General features: G+C 51.4%; 15 protein-coding genes and 1 pseudogene. 8 read left to right on the plus strand and 8 right to left on the minus strand.

From position 1 onward, the window contains the following. Positions 1 to 51: 51 nt before the first annotated feature. Positions 52 to 2,727: a bifunctional acetaldehyde-CoA/alcohol dehydrogenase gene (gene adhE / locus OGV83_RS14500; RefSeq protein WP_049011363.1), complete on the minus strand. Its 2,676-nt coding sequence runs from the start codon at positions 2,725 to 2,727 to the stop codon at positions 52 to 54. Between the two features lie 477 nt (positions 2,728 to 3,204). On the opposite strand from adhE, the gene OGV83_RS14505 reads away from it, so the two are divergent. The 6 genes from OGV83_RS14505 to oppF all read left to right on the plus strand — a co-directional run bounded on the left by OGV83_RS14505 (position 3,205) and on the right by oppF (position 10,248). Beyond that, a complete protein-coding gene (locus tag OGV83_RS14505; protein ID WP_024130298.1) occupies positions 3,205 to 3,852 on the plus strand; it encodes a YchE family NAAT transporter in 648 nt (215 codons plus the stop codon). 771 nt (positions 3,853 to 4,623) lie between these two features. Beyond that, on the plus strand, positions 4,624 to 6,255 hold the full coding sequence (gene oppA, locus OGV83_RS14510; RefSeq protein WP_012132200.1) for an oligopeptide ABC transporter substrate-binding protein OppA: 1,632 nt from the start codon (positions 4,624 to 4,626) through the stop codon (positions 6,253 to 6,255). A gap of 123 nt (positions 6,256 to 6,378) precedes the next feature. After that, the gene (gene oppB, locus OGV83_RS14515) at positions 6,379 to 7,299 is read left to right on the plus strand and encodes an oligopeptide ABC transporter permease OppB (RefSeq protein WP_286463871.1); all 921 of its coding nucleotides are present in this window, start codon (positions 6,379 to 6,381) and stop codon (positions 7,297 to 7,299) included. 14 nt (positions 7,300 to 7,313) lie between these two features. Continuing rightward, positions 7,314 to 8,222, plus strand: a complete 909-nt coding sequence (gene oppC, locus OGV83_RS14520; RefSeq protein WP_012132202.1) for an oligopeptide ABC transporter permease OppC — start codon at positions 7,314 to 7,316, stop codon at positions 8,220 to 8,222. Between the two features lie 11 nt (positions 8,223 to 8,233). Beyond that, positions 8,234 to 9,247, plus strand: coding sequence for a murein tripeptide/oligopeptide ABC transporter ATP-binding protein OppD (oppD, locus tag OGV83_RS14525; RefSeq protein ID WP_012132203.1), 1,014 nt, complete (start codon positions 8,234 to 8,236; stop codon positions 9,245 to 9,247). Further along, positions 9,244 to 10,248, plus strand: a complete 1,005-nt coding sequence (oppF, locus tag OGV83_RS14530; RefSeq protein ID WP_286463873.1) for a murein tripeptide/oligopeptide ABC transporter ATP-binding protein OppF — start codon at positions 9,244 to 9,246, stop codon at positions 10,246 to 10,248. The genes oppD and oppF overlap by 4 nt, the downstream gene beginning before the upstream one ends. Before the next feature lie 64 nt (positions 10,249 to 10,312). Here the strand turns inward: oppF and OGV83_RS14535 are convergent, their stop codons facing one another. Both OGV83_RS14535 and cls read right to left on the minus strand, forming a co-directional pair. Next, positions 10,313 to 10,642, minus strand: coding sequence for an HI1450 family dsDNA-mimic protein (locus tag OGV83_RS14535; RefSeq protein WP_012132205.1), 330 nt, complete (start codon positions 10,640 to 10,642; stop codon positions 10,313 to 10,315). Positions 10,643 to 10,676: 34 nt separating this feature from the next. Beyond that, entirely contained in the window at positions 10,677 to 12,137 is a 1,461-nt protein-coding gene (gene cls / locus OGV83_RS14540) for a cardiolipin synthase (protein ID WP_012132206.1), read from the minus strand. Between the two features lie 142 nt (positions 12,138 to 12,279). Between cls and OGV83_RS14545 the strand changes: the two genes are divergently transcribed. After that, positions 12,280 to 12,453, plus strand: a complete 174-nt coding sequence (locus tag OGV83_RS14545) for a YciY family protein (protein ID WP_012132207.1) — start codon at positions 12,280 to 12,282, stop codon at positions 12,451 to 12,453. Between the two features lie 50 nt (positions 12,454 to 12,503). On the opposite strand, the gene OGV83_RS14550 is transcribed toward OGV83_RS14545, so the two are convergent. Then, complete coding sequence (locus OGV83_RS14550; protein WP_012132208.1) at positions 12,504 to 12,800, minus strand: YciI family protein; 297 nt, start codon at positions 12,798 to 12,800, stop codon at positions 12,504 to 12,506. 224 nt (positions 12,801 to 13,024) lie between these two features. Between OGV83_RS14550 and tonB the strand changes: the two genes are divergently transcribed. Next, on the plus strand, positions 13,025 to 13,735 hold the full coding sequence (tonB, locus tag OGV83_RS14555) for a TonB system transport protein TonB (RefSeq protein WP_286464018.1): 711 nt from the start codon (positions 13,025 to 13,027) through the stop codon (positions 13,733 to 13,735). Positions 13,736 to 13,792: 57 nt separating this feature from the next. Here tonB and yciA read toward each other — a convergent pair whose 3' ends face one another. The 4 genes and pseudogenes from yciA to OGV83_RS14575 all read right to left on the minus strand — a co-directional run. After that, a complete protein-coding gene (gene yciA / locus OGV83_RS14560; RefSeq protein ID WP_286463876.1) occupies positions 13,793 to 14,194 on the minus strand; it encodes an acyl-CoA thioester hydrolase YciA in 402 nt (133 codons plus the stop codon). Positions 14,195 to 14,324: 130 nt separating this feature from the next. Beyond that, positions 14,325 to 14,864 (minus strand): septation protein A, encoded by a 540-nt coding sequence (locus OGV83_RS14565; protein WP_012132211.1) that lies wholly within the window; start codon positions 14,862 to 14,864, stop codon positions 14,325 to 14,327. Positions 14,865 to 14,919: 55 nt separating this feature from the next. Further along, positions 14,920 to 15,663, minus strand: a complete 744-nt coding sequence (locus tag OGV83_RS14570) for a YciC family protein (RefSeq protein WP_012132212.1) — start codon at positions 15,661 to 15,663, stop codon at positions 14,920 to 14,922. 25 nt (positions 15,664 to 15,688) lie between these two features. Continuing rightward, positions 15,689 to 15,778 (minus strand): annotated as a pseudogene (locus OGV83_RS14575) (YkgJ family cysteine cluster protein); the annotation flags it as partial. Between the last annotated feature and the right edge of the window lie 89 nt (positions 15,779 to 15,867).

Here is a 15,867-nt window from a genome sequence, read left to right on the forward strand (position 1 = left end):
AAAAGCCCCCGAAGACGAGGGCTTTTTCAGAATGTCGCCTGGGCTAACGAATTAAGCAGATTTCTTCGCTTTCTTGTCAGCTTTCGGTGCGGTAGCTTCTTTCTTCGCAGCAACTTCACCTTCAGTGAATTCACGGCCGTAGTAGGTATCCAGCAGAATCTGTTTCAGCTCGGAGATCAGCGGGTAACGCGGGTTAGCGCCGGTGCACTGGTCATCGAATGCATCTTCAGACAGCTTGTCTACATGAGCCAGGAAGTCAGCTTCCTGCACGCCAGCTTCACGGATAGACTTAGGAATACCCAGCTCCGCTTTCACGCTTTCCAGCCATGCCAGCAGTTTCTCGATCTTAGCGGCAGTACGGTCGCCCGGTGCGCTCAGACCCAGATGGTCGGCGATTTCTGCATAGCGACGGCGAGCCTGCGGACGGTCATACTGGCTGAACGCAGTCTGCTTGGTCGGGTTGTCGTTCGCGTTGTAACGGATAACGTTACAAATCAGCAGGGCGTTTGCCAGACCGTGCGGAATGTGGAACTGAGAACCCAGTTTATGCGCCATAGAGTGGCACACACCCAGGAAGGCGTTTGCAAACGCGATACCGGCGATAGTCGCTGCACTGTGAACGCGTTCACGCGCTACCGGGTTTTTAGACCCTTCGTGGTAGGACGCTGGCAGATTTTCTTTCAGCAGTTTCAGTGCTTGCAAAGCCTGACCGTCAGAGAACTCAGATGCCAGTACGGAAACGTAGGCTTCCAGAGCGTGAGTGACCGCATCCAGACCACCGAAAGCACACAGAGACTTCGGCATATCCATAACCAGGTTCGCATCGACAATCGCCATATCCGGCGTCAGCGCATAGTCTGCCAGCGGATATTTCTGACCGGTCGCATCGTCGGTAACAACAGCAAACGGCGTTACTTCAGAACCGGTACCGGAAGTGGTAGTGATTGCGACCATTTTCGCTTTCACGCCCATTTTCGGGAACTTGTAGATACGTTTACGGATGTCCATAAAGCGCAGCGCCAGTTCTTCGAAGTGGGTTTCAGGATGTTCGTACATGACCCACATGATTTTCGCCGCATCCATCGGGGAGCCGCCGCCCAGCGCGATGATCACGTCTGGTTTGAAGGAGTTCGCCAGCTCTGCGCCTTTACGAACGATAGTCAGCGTCGGGTCAGCTTCAACTTCAAAGAAGACTTCAGTTTCAACGCCAGCCGCTTTCAGCACGGAGGTGATCTGGTCAGCATAGCCATTGTTGAACAGGAAACGGTCGGTCACGATGAGCGCACGTTTGTGGCCATCAGTAATCACTTCATCCAGCGCGATTGGCAGAGAGCCACGGCGGAAGTAGATAGATTTCGGAAGTTTGTGCCACAACATGTTTTCAGCTCGCTTAGCAACGGTTTTCTTGTTGATCAGGTGTTTCGGACCAACGTTTTCAGAGATGGAGTTACCACCCCAGGAACCACAACCCAGAGTCAGGGAAGGTGCGAGTTTGAAGTTATACAGGTCGCCGATACCACCCTGAGAAGCCGGGGTGTTAATCAGGATACGCGCGGTTTTCATCATCTGACCGAAGTAAGCAACGCGTTCTGGCTGGTTGTCCTGGTCGGTGTACAGACAGGAGGTATGACCGATACCGCCCATTGCAACCAGTTTTTCTGCTTTATCAACAGCGTCTTCGAAGTCTTTAGCGCGATACATTGCCAGCGTCGGAGACAGTTTTTCGTGAGCGAACGGTTCGCTATCATCAACAGCCGTTACTTCGCCGATCAGAATCTTAGTGGTTTCTGGTACGGTGAAGCCTGCCAGTTCAGCAATTTTATATGCCGGTTGACCAACGATAGCCGCGTTCAGCGCGCCATTTTTCAGGATAACGTCCTGAACGGCTTTCAGCTCTTTGCCTTGCAGCAGGTAGCCGCCGTGGCTGGCGAAACGTTCGCGAACTGCGTCATAAACGGAGTCAACAACAACAACGGACTGTTCAGATGCACAGATTACGCCGTTATCGAAGGTTTTGGACATCAGTACGGAAGCCACCGCACGTTTGATATCTGCTGTTTCGTCGATAACAACCGGTGTGTTACCTGCACCAACGCCGATAGCCGGTTTACCAGAGCTGTATGCAGCTTTAACCATGCCCGGACCGCCTGTCGCCAGGATCAGGTTGATATCAGGGTGGTGCATCAGCGCGTTAGACAGTTCAACGGAAGGTTGATCGATCCAGCCAATCAGGTCTTTCGGCGCGCCCGCAGCGATAGCCGCCTGCAAAACGATGTCAGCCGCTTTGTTCGTTGCATCTTTGGCGCGCGGATGTGGAGAGAAGATGATTGCGTTACGCGTCTTCAGGCTAATCAGAGACTTAAAGATCGCAGTAGACGTCGGGTTAGTGGTCGGTACGATACCGCAGATGATACCAATCGGTTCAGCAATGGTGATAGTCCCGAAGGTGTCGTCTTCAGACAGCACACCACAGGTTTTTTCATCTTTATAGGCGTTATAGATGTATTCGGAGGCGAAGTGGTTTTTAATCACTTTATCTTCGATGATACCCATGCCGGATTCGGCAACGGCCATCTTAGCGAGGGGAATTCGAGCATCTGCGGCAGCCAGAGCGGCGGCGCGGAAGATTTTGTCAACCTGTTCTTGAGTGAAACTGGCATATTCACGCTGGGCTTTTTTCACACGCTCTACGAGTGCGTTAAGTTCAGCGACATTAGTAACAGCCATAATGCTCTCCTGATAATGTTAAACTTTTTTAGTAAATCATCTGCTCGATACGAGAGTATAGACAGATTGACGAAAGTTTGTATAACAGTCTGAAAATCAAACGGTTACTTAACGTCCATTTCGCTCTGATTTACTAAAAGAGCTTAAGCGATAGCGTTATCTAACTCTAACGCGTTACCTCCAGGTGGCGTAAGCAAGGTTACTCACTTCTGAGTAGTAATTGCGTGATCCAGATCAAATTTAAGCAAAGCTGACACCTTTCAGCAGCCCATTTGAGCCATTTCCGCCAAGTGTTAATAAATAGTGGTGATGAATAGAGGTGAAGTTAGCATAATCTACACATATTTATAACACCGAGAAATAGTCGTAATTTCAAGCAGTCAGGAGGTGAAATATGCTGACAAAAGGCGTATCTTCAGCGCGTTTTTCACCATTTTTATCGACATCATTTATCCGGCTAACGTTTCGGAGCTAACCGTGACCCAAACGCTTTTTGATTTTCCTGTTTATTCCAAGTTTTTCATAGGGTTATTTGCGCTGGTAAACCCGGTGGGGATTATCCCCGTCTTTATCAGCATGACCAGCTACCAGACGGCAGCGGCGCGCAACAAAACAAATCTCACGGCAAACCTGTCGGTAGCCATCATTTTGTGGATTTCGCTCTTTCTCGGAGATGGCATTTTGCAACTCTTCGGCATTTCGATCGATTCGTTCAGAATTGCCGGTGGGATTCTGGTAGTGACGATCGCGATGTCGATGATCAGCGGGAAGCTGGGTGAAGATAAGCAAAACAAACAGGAAAAATCAGAGACCGCCATTCGCGAAAGTATTGGCGTGGTTCCGCTGGCCTTACCATTAATGGCAGGGCCGGGGGCCATTAGTTCGACGATTGTGTGGGGAACGCGTTACCACACCATTATGCATTTAATCGGCTTCTCTGTGGCCATCGCTCTGTTTGCGTTCTGTTGTTGGGGAGTGTTCCGCATGGCGCCCTGGCTGGTGCGGTTATTGGGGCAAACGGGCATCAACGTCATTACGCGTATTATGGGCTTGTTGCTGATGGCATTGGGCATTGAATTCATTGTTACGGGGATTAAAGCGATTTTCCCCGGTTTACTGAATTAACGATCCTGACCGATAAAACGGAGCCGCTTCAGGCTCCGTTTCTTTTTCATTATCAGTAAATCTTCTCACTAAAGTTGAAATTCAGCGTTGAAATAATAAAAGATGCTGATAATGTTTATGCCTCTTTGTTATTGATTCTATTATAAATTATTCTAATAACACTCACGCCTGCCGTTATGTCGCCTGTTATTTTCTTAACATCATACTCTGGGGCTTGATGAAGGATTATCGAAATGTTATTAGTTATTTCAACGCTCTCTCAGATGAATGTGCTAAATAATAACCAATTGTTAAATTTATGTGCATTTTGGCCTGACGGCAGCAACAGAACGAGGTCAGGTTGCGGGTGAGTGGTTAACATATTGACTGGGCAAATAATTTTTCCTAAACATCTCTTTTGGAGATGTCTTTCTGGTCAAAAATTTTTCCGTAAAAGAGAATTAGTTAACAAATCTGTAAAATGTATTGGCGGTTAAGAAACGCATTTGGTACTTTCCGGCCAGATATTTTGCAGAAAATTTTGCGGTGATGAGAATTATTTTCAATAAGCTTCTTGCACCAGACAGAATAAATGTCCGTCTCTGACAGGGGAGGCGGATACAGAATCGACGTAAGGCGATCGTACGAATCGTCAGAATAAATAAAGTCGGTGATAGCAAAGCAGTAAACGACCTGGCAGCAGCAAAATCTCCAGTGCTGTACAGGACCCTAACGGGATTAAACAGGCTGGTTAAGAAAACCAGTAATTATAATGAGTGGAGTACAAACACAATGTCCAACATCACAAAAAAAAGTTTGCTGGCGGCGGGGATTTTAACTGCGCTAATCGGCGGGAATGTCGCAATGGCCGCAGATGTCCCGGCGGGTGTTCAGCTGTCTGACAAGCAGACGCTGGTTCGCAATAATGGTTCTGAAGTTCAGTCTCTCGACCCACATAAAATTGAGGGTGTCCCGGAGTCAAACGTCAGCCGCGACCTGTTTGAAGGTTTACTGATCAGCGACGTTGAAGGCCACCCGTCACCGGGCGTTGCTGAAAAGTGGGAAAATAAAGATTTTAAAGTCTGGACATTCCATCTGCGTAAAAACGCAAAATGGTCAGACGGCACGCCTGTTACCGCGCACGATTTTGTATATAGCTGGCAGCGCCTGGCGAATCCGAACACCGCATCACCGTATGCCAGCTATTTGCAATACGGGCACATCGCGAATATCGATGACATTATTGCGGGCAAAAAACCGGCGACCGATCTCGGCGTAAAAGCCATCGACGATAATACGTTCGAAGTGACGCTGAGCGAACCGGTGCCTTATTTCTACAAACTGTTGGTTCACCCGTCCGTTTCTCCGGTTCCTAAAGCGGCTGTGGAAAAATTTGGCGAGAAATGGACCCAACCTGCGAATATCGTGACCAACGGCGCGTATAAACTCAAAAACTGGGTCGTCAACGAGCGGATTGTTCTGGAACGTAATACCCAGTACTGGGATAACGATAAAACGGTTATCAACCAGGTGACTTATCTGCCAATCTCTTCTGAAGTAACTGATGTGAACCGCTACCGCAGCGGTGAAATCGACATGACCTATAACAACATGCCGATTGAGTTATTCCAAAAGCTGAAAAAAGAGATCCCAAATGAAGTGCGCGTTGACCCGTATCTGTGCACTTACTATTACGAAATTAATAACCAGAAAGCGCCGTTTAACGACGTGCGCGTTCGCACCGCGCTGAAACTGGCGATGGATCGCGACATTATCGTTAATAAAGTGAAGAACCAGGGCGATTTGCCAGCCTACAGCTACACCCCTCCGTATACCGATGGCGCGAAACTGGTTGAGCCTGAGTGGTTCACATGGTCACAGGAAAAACGTAACGAAGAAGCGAAAAAACTGCTGGCGGAAGCCGGTTATACCGCCGATAAGCCGTTAACGTTTGACCTGCTGTACAACACCTCCGATCTGCATAAAAAACTGGCGATCGCGGTCGCGTCAATCTGGAAGAAAAACCTGGGCGCCAACGTGAAGCTGGAAAACCAGGAGTGGAAAACCTTCCTTGATACCCGTCATCAGGGGACGTTTGATGTCGCGCGTGCGGGCTGGTGTGCAGACTACAATGAACCGACGTCCTTCCTGAACACCATGCTGTCCGACAGCTCGAACAACACCGCTCACTATAAGAGCCCGGAGTTTGACAAGCTGATTGCCGACACGCTGAAAGTGACCGACGAAGCGCAACGCACCGAGTTGTATGCCAAAGCGGAACAGCAGCTTGATAAAGATTCTGCGATTGTGCCGCTCTATTACTATGTGAACGCGCGTCTGGTGAAACCGTGGGTAGGCGGCTATACCGGTAAAGACCCGATGGATAATATCTACGTTAAGAACTTGTATATTATCAAGCATTAATGGCAAAGCGTGGGGCAAATGTGTTTTGCCCCACAGTGTCTTATTTTCATCGCACTATAAACATCTCTCTTTCAGTGCGTCTGAATGACGAGATGTAAAGGCACACGCCAGAAGGTACGGGCAATGTTAAAATTTATTTTACGTCGCTGTCTGGAAGCGATTCCGACGCTTTTTATACTTATTACGATTTCGTTCTTTATGATGCGTCTCGCACCGGGAAGCCCTTTCACCGGAGAGCGCGCATTACCGCCGGAAGTGCTGGCGAATATTGAAGCGAAATACCATCTTAATGATCCCATCATGACGCAGTACTTCAGCTATCTGAAACAACTGGCGCATGGCGATTTTGGGCCTTCGTTTAAATATAAGGACTATACGGTCAACGATCTGGTGGCGTCGAGTTTCCCGGTTTCGGCGAAGCTGGGCGCAGCCGCCTTTTTCCTTGCCGTGATTATTGGCGTGAGCGCGGGCGTGATTGCGGCGCTGAAACAAAATACGCGCTGGGATTATACGGTGATGGGGATGGCAATGACCGGGGTCGTGATTCCCAGTTTCGTGGTCGCCCCCTTATTAGTCATGATATTTGCCATCACCTTAAAATGGCTGCCCGGCGGCGGCTGGAATGGCGGGGCGCTGAAATTTATGATTCTGCCGATGGTCGCGCTGTCGCTCGCCTATATCGCCAGTATCGCCCGTATTACCCGTGGCTCCATGATTGAAGTGTTGCACTCCAACTTTATCCGTACCGCGCGCGCAAAAGGTTTGCCGATGCGCCGGATTATCTTCCGTCATGCCTTAAAACCGGCGTTGTTACCCGTACTGTCTTATATGGGCCCGGCCTTTGTCGGTATCATTACGGGTTCAATGGTTATCGAGACGATTTATGGTTTGCCGGGGATCGGGCAACTTTTCGTGAACGGGGCGCTGAACCGCGACTATTCGCTGGTGCTGAGTCTGACCATTCTCGTCGGTACGCTCACCATTCTGTTTAATGCGATTGTCGATGTGCTGTACGCCGTTATCGACCCGAAAATTCGTTACTGATACTGGAGCTCGCTATGATGTTAAGTAAGAAAAACAGCGAGACGCTGGAGAATTTCAGTGAGAAGCTGGAGGTTGAAGGGCGCAGCCTGTGGCAGGATGCTCGCCGTCGTTTTATGCATAACCGCGCGGCGGTGGCCAGCCTTGTCGTTCTGGTCATTATCGCGCTGTTTGTCACACTGGCGCCGATGCTGTCACAGTTCACCTATTTCGATACGGACTGGGGCATGATGTCCAGCGCGCCGGATATGGAGTCGGGCCACTATTTTGGTACGGACTCCTCCGGGCGCGATCTGCTGGTTCGTGTGGCGATAGGCGGGCGAATCTCGCTGATGGTCGGCATTGCTGCCGCGTTGGTGGCGGTGGTTGTCGGTACGCTGTACGGGTCGCTGTCCGGCTATCTTGGCGGCAAAATTGACTCCGTAATGATGCGTCTGCTGGAAATCCTCAACTCCTTTCCGTTTATGTTCTTCGTCATTTTGCTGGTGACCTTCTTCGGCCAAAACATCCTGCTGATTTTTGTGGCGATCGGGATGGTCTCCTGGCTGGATATGGCGCGTATCGTTCGCGGGCAGACGTTAAGCCTGAAACGCAAAGAGTTTATCGAAGCGGCGCAGGTTGGCGGCGTCTCAACGGTCAGCATTGTTGTGCGTCATATTGTGCCGAACGTGCTGGGCGTGGTGGTGGTTTATGCATCGCTGCTGGTGCCGAGCATGATCCTGTTTGAATCCTTCCTCAGCTTTCTGGGTTTAGGGACGCAGGAGCCGCTGAGCAGTTGGGGCGCATTGTTGAGCGATGGTGCGAACTCTATGGAGGTCTCACCCTGGTTGCTGCTGTTCCCGGCGTGTTTTCTCGTTGTGACCTTATTCTGTTTTAACTTTATCGGCGATGGCCTGCGTGACGCCCTCGACCCGAAAGATCGTTAAGGAGTGCAGCCATGAGCGTAATTGAAACCTCAACCGCGCCACTCGCGCAACAACGGGCTAACGCACTGCTGGACGTGAAAGATCTTCGCGTGACGTTTAGTACACCCGACGGCGATGTGACGGCCGTAAACGACCTGAACTTTACGCTGCGTGCCGGGGAGACCTTGGGCATTGTTGGCGAGTCAGGTTCAGGCAAATCGCAAACGGCGTTTGCGTTGATGGGGCTGCTGGCGGCGAATGGCCGCATTGGTGGTTCTGCGACGTTTAACGGCCGCGAAATTCTCAACCTGCCAGAGCGTGAACTCAACAGGCTACGCGCTGAACAAATCTCAATGATTTTTCAGGACCCAATGACCTCTCTTAACCCGTACATGCGGGTTGGCGAGCAGTTAATGGAAGTGCTGATGCTGCATAAAGGTATGAGCAAGGCCGAAGCGTTTGAAGAGTCTGTCAGAATGCTGGACGCGGTGAAAATGCCGGAAGCGCGGAAACGGATGAAGATGTATCCGCATGAGTTTTCCGGCGGGATGCGCCAGCGTGTGATGATTGCGATGGCGCTGCTGTGTCGGCCGAAATTACTGATTGCAGATGAACCGACAACCGCGCTGGACGTGACCGTTCAGGCGCAGATCATGACGCTGCTTAATGAACTGAAACGCGAATTTAACACGGCGATTATCATGATTACGCACGACCTTGGCGTCGTGGCCGGTATTTGCGATAAGGTGCTGGTGATGTACGCCGGGCGTACGATGGAATACGGCAAGGCGCGCGACGTCTTTTACCAGCCTGTTCATCCGTATTCCATCGGTTTGCTCAATGCGGTTCCGCGTCTGGATGCCGAAGGGGAAACGATGCTGACCATTCCGGGCAACCCGCCGAACTTGCTGCGCTTGCCTAAAGGGTGTCCATTCCAGCCGCGTTGCCCGTATGCGATGGAGATTTGCAGTTCAACTCCACCCCTGGAGGAGTTCAGTCCGGGGCGTTTGCGCGCCTGCTTTAAACCGGTGGAGGAGCTGGTATGAATGCTGTGACCCAGGAGAGAAAAGTGCTCCTCGAAATTGCCGATCTCAAAGTGCATTTCGATATCAAAGATGGCAAACAGTGGTTCTGGCAGCCGGCGAAAACCCTGAAAGCGGTCGATGGCGTTACGCTGCGATTGTATGAAGGTGAAACGCTGGGGGTGGTTGGGGAATCCGGCTGCGGTAAATCGACCTTTGCGCGGGCGATTATTGGTCTGGTGAAAGCGACCGATGGCCGCGTGGCGTGGTTAGGGAAAGATCTGCTGGGGATGAAACCTGATGAATGGCGGGACGTACGCAGCGATATTCAGATGATTTTCCAGGACCCGCTGGCGTCATTGAACCCACGCATGACCATTGGAGAAATCATCGCTGAACCATTACGCACCTATCATCCAAAATTGCCGCGCCAGGAAGTGCGCGATCGGGTGAAAGCGATGATGATAAAGGTGGGGCTGCTGCCGAATCTGATTAACCGTTACCCGCATGAGTTTTCCGGCGGCCAGTGCCAGCGTATTGGTATCGCGCGTGCTCTGATCCTGGAGCCGAAGCTGATTATTTGCGATGAGCCGGTTTCGGCGCTGGACGTGTCGATTCAGGCGCAGGTGGTGAATCTGCTGCAACAGCTACAGCGTGAAATGGGGTTATCGCTGATCTTCATCGCTCACGATCTGGCGGTGGTGAAGCATATTTCCGATCGTGTGCTGGTGATGTACCTGGGTCATGCGGTGGAATTGGGAACCTACGATGAGGTGTATCACAATCCGCTGCATCCTTATACCAAAGCGCTGATGTCCGCCGTGCCGATTCCCGACCCCGATCTGGAAAAGAACAAGACGATTCAGTTGCTGGAAGGGGAATTACCGTCACCCATCAATCCGCCGTCGGGGTGTGTTTTCCGCACGCGTTGCCCGATTGCCGGGCCGGAATGTGCGAAAACCCGACCGGTGCTGGAGGGCAGTTTCAGGCATGCGGTTTCCTGCCTGAAGGTGGACCCGCTATAAATTTAAGGGCTGACATGATGTCAGCCCTTTTTTTTGGCACTGGCCCGATCGTTCGACGTCTTTCTTATTCACGCCAAAGGATATGGCAAAGTTTGTGATCTTTTTCGCGGCATAACAGCACGCGGGCAAAAATATCGTTAATTTCGCCGTCTTCGCTATCCGCCAGGCCAATCACGACTTCGGCAAAAAAGTCAGGGTTGAGGTCAAAATCAACGTGTTCCTGCCAGTCTTCTGACGGATCGAATAACTCCGCGCCGCCGCGCTCTTCGAACTGTAAATTGAACAGAATAATATCTGCCGGATCGAGATTATCTGCCGCCAGTTCGAGAAAAATATCATAGGCCTGCTCAAGCGTTTCGTCTTCAGTCAGGCGATTGTTCAGATCCATTTCCATAATGACTACCCGTTTACCGTCTCTTGGGCACGTTTTACAGCAACGGACTGAAGAAGTAAAACAGTCGCTCAGTAATCCGCTGCCATAATGGCCGTTTTACCCACAGGCGGGCATCAAGCAGGCGAGAACGCGAAATATAATCATCCTGAACCGCAGCCAGATCGCCGCCGAATCCGGCGTCGTCAATCACCAGCGTGATTTCAAAATTTAACCACAGGCTGCGCATATCCAGGTTCACGGTGCCAACCAGACTCAGCTCGCCATCCACCAGCACGCTCTTGGTGTGCAACAATCCACCTTCAAACTGATAGATTTTGACTCCGGCGGCCAGCAGTTCAGTGAAAAAGGCGCGGCTGGCCCAGCCGACCAGCATGGAGTCATTTTTACGCGGCAGGATGATGCTGACATCCACGCCGCGCTGTGCCGCCGTGCAGATCGCGTGCAATAAATCGTCGCTGGGGACGAAATAGGGCGTTGTCATGATCAGATATTCACGAGCGGAATAGGCTGCCGTCAGCAGCGCCTGGTGAATCAGATCTTCCGGGAAGCCTGGCCCTGAGGCGATAGTATGAATGGTGTGTCCGCTGGCCTGCTCAAACGGCATGATATTGACGTCTGGAGGCGGCGGCAGGATGCGTTTACCCGTTTCGATTTCCCAGTCGCAGGAGTAGACAATCCCCATTGCGGTCGCTACCGGGCCTTCCATTCTCGCCATCAGATCAACCCATTGTCCCACGCCGGCGTCCTGTTTGAAGAAACGCGGATCGACCATATTCATGCTGCCGGTATAGGCGATGTAGTTATCAATCATCACCATCTTGCGGTGCTGGCGCAAATCCATACGGCGCAGAAAGACACGCATCAGATTGACCTTCAGCGCCTCAACCACTTCAATTCCGGCGTTACGCATCATGGCCGCCCACGGGCTGCGGAAAAAGGCCACGCTTCCGGCGGAGTCCAGCATCAGACGGCAATGAATGCCGCGTCGCGCCGCCGCCATCAGCGACTCTGCAACCTGATCCGCCATGCCGCCGGGCTGCCAGATGTAGAACACCATCTCAATGTTATGGCGCGCCAGTTGAATGTCGCGGATAAGCGCCTGCATCACATCGTCAGAGTCGGTCAGCAGTTGCAGCTGATTGCCTTTAACGCCAGCGATTCCCTGGCGTCGCTCACACAGCTTAAACAGCGACGAAGCGACGCTGCTGTTCTCTTCGGCGAAAATGTGTTTACAGGCTTTGAGGTCGTTCAACCACTTCGCAGTGGACGGCCACATCGCTCTGGCGCGTTCGGCGCGGCGTTTCCCTAAATGCAACTCGCCAAATGATAAATAAGCAATAATCCCTACCAGCGGCAGAATATAGATGATTAAGAGCCAGGCCATCGCGGAGGGAACGGCGCGTCGTTTCATTAAAATACGTAACGTCACACCGGCAATAAGTATCCAGTACCCCAGAATGACCAGCCAACTCACCACTGTGTAGAAGGTTGTCATAAATTTAAAAATCCTTTTGAAAGCGTATTGTTAAGAGTTTACGCATCAGGCTTCATCTGGCAAATAAAAACACCGGAAAAGCGCTGGTCTGCTCCTGACGAGAGGGTATAATGCCTGCTCTGGCACTGTAAGAGTAGTTAACATGAAGCGTAGTAGAACGGAAGTGGGACGCTGGCGCATGCAACGTCAGGCTAGCCGCCGTAAAGCGCGTTGGCTTGAAGGACAATCGCGTCGTAATATGCGTATCCACTCAATCAGAAAATGCATTCTCAATCATCAACGTAACACGTTATTGTTTGCGATTCACAGCATCTGATACAACCAGGGCACCGTATTCGGTGCCCATGAATGCAAACCCCGCCTGATTTAAAAGACTTTCTTATACGGTTTTACAGAGACTTGCGCATACACGCCCGCAGCCACATACGGGTCTGCGTCTGCCCAGGACTGCGCTTCTTCCAGCGATTCGAATTGTGCAATCACGGTTGAGCCGGTAAACCCGGCGGCACCGGGATCGTTGCTGTCGACGGCTGGCATAGGGCCTGCGGTCAACAGTCGGCCCTCATCATGGAGCAGTTGCAGGCGCGCCAGATGGGCAGGGCGGACGGAAAGACGTTTTTCAAGAGAATCGGCGATATCCTGAGCGTAAATGACATACAGCACGGGTAGAGCTCCTTAATCGGTAAAAGTCGTTAATTACGTTATTGGAAAGGTCTTTCAACTGCAACGCAAAGATAACGACTTTGTTAAGACCGTGCATAACACAGGGACTTTTTGCGGTAATATTGCGTTTTAAATGCGGCTTACCGTGATGTCTTATTGAATATGATTGCTATTTGCATTTAAAATCGAGGCCTGGTTTTTTAACTGAAACGATTATGACTTCAATGACCCTTGATTTACCTCGTCGCTTTCCCTGGCCGACGTTACTTTCCGTTGGCATTCATGGTGCTGTAGTGGCGGGTCTGCTGTATACCTCGGTACATCAGGTTATTGAACTGCCTGCGCCCGCGCAGCCGATCTCAATCACAATGGTCGCGCCTGCCGATCTTGAGCCACCACAGGCGGTTCAGCCGCCGCCGGAACCCGTCGTCGAACCTGAGCCGGAACCTGTTCCTGAGCCGCCAAAAGAGGCGCCGGTGGTGATTGAGAAGCCGAAACCTAAGCCGAAGCCAAAACCTAAACCGGTGAAAAAGGTTCAGGAGCAGCCTAAACGTGATGTTAAGCCTGCTGAACCGCGCCCGTCCGCACCGTTTGAAAATACGGCGCCGTCGCGTCCGACAACGAATACCGCAGCGGCAACCAGCAAACCGGCCGTCAGTGTTCCTGCGGGGCCTCGCGCGTTGAGCCGCAACCAGCCGCAGTATCCGGCACGAGCGCAAGCGTTGCGTATCGAAGGCCGCGTGAAAGTGAAATTCGACGTCACCTCAGACGGGCGAGTGGAGAATGTTCAGGTGCTTTCCGCTCAGCCAGCGAACATGTTTGAGCGTGAAGTGAAAAACGCGATGCGCAGATGGCGCTATGAAGCAGGGAAACCGGGGTCGGGCTTAGTGGTTAATATCATCTTCCGTCTGAACGGCACCACGCAGATCGAGTAATCGCGATCCCCTTAAATCGTAGAGCGGATAAGGCGGCGCACCGCCTTATCCGGTAATTCATGCCTGAACCGGCAGCGGGCGAGGTTTACCGTCACCGTCTACCGCCACATAGATGAACAGCGCCTCGGTTGCTTTATAACGCTGGCCGATTGGCTCCGACGCCACCTTTTTCACCCACACTTCAATATTAATGCTGACAGACGTTGTGCCGCGTTTAACGCAGCGGGCATAACAGCATACGACGTCGCCTACGGCGACAGGGCGCAGAAAACTCATTCCCTCAACGCGCACGGTCACCACGCGACCATGAGCAATTTCTTTAGCCTGAATCGCGCCGCCAATATCCATTTGTGACATGAGCCAGCCGCCAAAAATATCGCCGTTAGCATTGGTATCGGCGGGCATGGCCAGCGTGCGTAAAACCAGTTCGCCCTGAGGAGCGTTATTTGTTGTTGTCATTGTAGAACCGACTGTGAAGAAAGATTTCAGGCGCGAATGCTACTATGATTTGCGCAGGGAGAACAGAGGGGAAACGTGCGCCAGGCTGGCGTGAAGGGGATGCCAGACCAGACGGTCTGGCAAACAGAACTCAGGATTTATCTTCCTGCGGCAGATGGCGGTAAATGTAGACTCCGCTCAGAAGGGTAAAAATCAGCGTCAGCGCGGTTAAACCGAACACTTTGAAGTTGACCCAGATGTTTTGCGGCAGCCAAAACGCGATGTAGATATTGGCGAGCCCGCAGAGGATGAAAAATACGGCCCATGCCAGGTTCAGCTTAGACCAGACCGGCTGCGGCAACGTCAGTTCTTTCCCTAACATGCGTTGAATCAGCGGCTTTTTCATGACCCACTGACTTATCAGCAGCGCACCAGCAAACAGGCCGTAAATCACCGTCACCTTCCACTTAATAAACTCATCGTTGTGGAAGAAAATGGTCAGGCCGCCGAACACGGCAACCAGAACGAAAGTGATCAACGCCATCTTTTCGACCTTGCGATAGCGAACCCAACTGTAGATCAGCACAATGGCTGTCGCGACAATCAGGGCGGAGGTCGCCGCATAGATGTCGTACAGCTTATAAAAAGCAAAAAAGACAACCAGCGGTAAAAAATCAAGAAACTGCTTCATTCTTCGATTCCGTAATCAAAAGTTTTGGGCAAACTGGCCCTTAACACGTTCAGGGTTATTGGCGAATCAACATATACAGGCGGAACAAATAGATGAGCAATATGGCGGAAATCAAATTGCTCAGCGTATTCGCCAACACTGCGCCAACATTCGGCGTCAGCGCTGCAAAACTGGGGGCAAACAGCAGCAAGAGCGTTTTCGCCAGTAACCAGCCGATCACCGCCGGAGCGACCAGTCGCATATTAGACCACGCCAGACGCATACTGTTGCGCATGGCGGCAAATACGCCCATCTTGTCCTGAACCAGCATCACCGGCGCAAGCGCCAGCAGAATCGCCATCAAAATCCCCGGTACGACAATCAGCATAATACCGATTTGCACTAACAGGGTAGTCAGAAAAATCAGGACAAACAATTTAGGTAAAACCGGCGCGCTGGCACCGATAGCACGTAATGCACTGACCCGATGACCGGCGGAAATCAGCTGGATCATCAGCAAAACGCCCCCTGCCAGGATCGCATTGCCAATGAGTCCTGAAAATGTTGATGCCGCTGAAGCCCGTAATAATATTTGCTGCTGTTCCGGCGTCATGTTCTGCACCAGATCGAACAGGCCAACGCTACCGGTCAGATGATCCCCTTCACTGAGTTGCGCGATTTGGGCATCGCTGGGGGAAAAGGCATGACCTAAAACCACCGTAATAAATGCGCACAGCAACGAAACCAGCAAGATGGTTACAAATTGATTACGGAAAAAGTTCCCCGTGTCACGGTAAACGGACTTCGCCGTGATAGACATGCACTCTCCTTGAGTTTTGCAGGTGTTAATTTGCGGGCAATTGTACCCTGGATAACTCTACAGTGGCAGCATCACGGGGTGTATGGAAAAGCATATCTTTGTAAAGCGCGGGTAATTTTGGCTGCGAAAGCGCCAGCCGTCCTCTCTTTTACAATCCATCCGCCTGGTTGAAAAAAGCCATTTATCACTAAAATTCGGAAAATT

Source organism: Citrobacter sp. CK189, from assembly GCF_030333505.1.
Classification (GTDB): domain Bacteria; phylum Pseudomonadota; class Gammaproteobacteria; order Enterobacterales; family Enterobacteriaceae; genus Citrobacter_B; species Citrobacter_B koseri.

Bases quoted from the DNA above. Each gene is read 5' to 3' on its own strand.
- OGV83_RS14570 (WP_012132212.1), bottom strand. From the start codon at position 15,663: ATGTCTATCACGGCGAAGTCCGTTTACCGTGACACGGGGAACTTTTTC.
- adhE (WP_049011363.1), bottom strand. From the start codon at position 2,727: ATGGCTGTTACTAATGTCGCTGAACTTAACGCACTCGTAGAGCGTGTG.
- oppA (WP_012132200.1), top strand. From the start codon at position 4,624: ATGTCCAACATCACAAAAAAAAGTTTGCTGGCGGCGGGGATTTTAACT.
- oppD (WP_012132203.1), top strand. From the start codon at position 8,234: ATGAGCGTAATTGAAACCTCAACCGCGCCACTCGCGCAACAACGGGCT.
- yciA (WP_286463876.1), bottom strand. From the start codon at position 14,194: ATGACAACAACAAATAACGCTCCTCAGGGCGAACTGGTTTTACGCACG.
- tonB (WP_286464018.1), top strand. From the start codon at position 13,025: ATGACCCTTGATTTACCTCGTCGCTTTCCCTGGCCGACGTTACTTTCC.
- oppF (WP_286463873.1), top strand. From the start codon at position 9,244: ATGAATGCTGTGACCCAGGAGAGAAAAGTGCTCCTCGAAATTGCCGAT.
- OGV83_RS14535 (WP_012132205.1), bottom strand. From the start codon at position 10,642: ATGGAAATGGATCTGAACAATCGCCTGACTGAAGACGAAACGCTTGAG.
- OGV83_RS14545 (WP_012132207.1), top strand. From the start codon at position 12,280: ATGAAGCGTAGTAGAACGGAAGTGGGACGCTGGCGCATGCAACGTCAG.
- oppB (WP_286463871.1), top strand. From the start codon at position 6,379: ATGTTAAAATTTATTTTACGTCGCTGTCTGGAAGCGATTCCGACGCTT.
- OGV83_RS14565 (WP_012132211.1), bottom strand. From the start codon at position 14,864: ATGAAGCAGTTTCTTGATTTTTTACCGCTGGTTGTCTTTTTTGCTTTT.
- oppC (WP_012132202.1), top strand. From the start codon at position 7,314: ATGATGTTAAGTAAGAAAAACAGCGAGACGCTGGAGAATTTCAGTGAG.
- cls (WP_012132206.1), bottom strand. From the start codon at position 12,137: ATGACAACCTTCTACACAGTGGTGAGTTGGCTGGTCATTCTGGGGTAC.